This is a genomic window from Mesorhizobium sp. M4B.F.Ca.ET.203.01.1.1 (genome assembly GCF_004791025.1).
Classification (GTDB): Bacteria; Pseudomonadota; Alphaproteobacteria; order Rhizobiales; family Rhizobiaceae; genus Mesorhizobium; species Mesorhizobium abyssinicae.
On the sequence record NZ_SRUO01000268.1, the window covers coordinates 1 to 288 of the forward strand.

General features: G+C 69.4%; 1 protein-coding gene. It reads left to right on the plus strand.

The genetic code is table 11. The annotated features are described in order from the left end of the window. A partial coding sequence (locus EN846_RS34630; protein WP_245518779.1) for an MATE family efflux transporter occupies positions 1-288 on the plus strand: 288 nt, incomplete at both ends.

The following is a 288-nucleotide window of genomic DNA, read 5'->3' on the forward strand; positions in this document are numbered from 1 at the left end:
ATCGACGGCAGTGCCGACCTGCGCCAGCGCATCGATCTGATGCGCGAGGCCCCTGACGGTACGGTGTGGCCCTGGATCAACCGCTACGGCTACACCGCTACGGCCGCCTACGGTGCGGTCAACCAGCTGATGAGCTGGGTGCAGCTGCCGGCGATGTCGCTGGGGATCACCGCCACCATTCTCGCGGCGCATGCGGTGGGTGCTGGGCGGACGGCACGGCTGCCGGCCATCGCCCGCACCGGGGTGCTGCTTGGACTGGCGACGCTGGGCATGGTGGTGGTGCTGGTT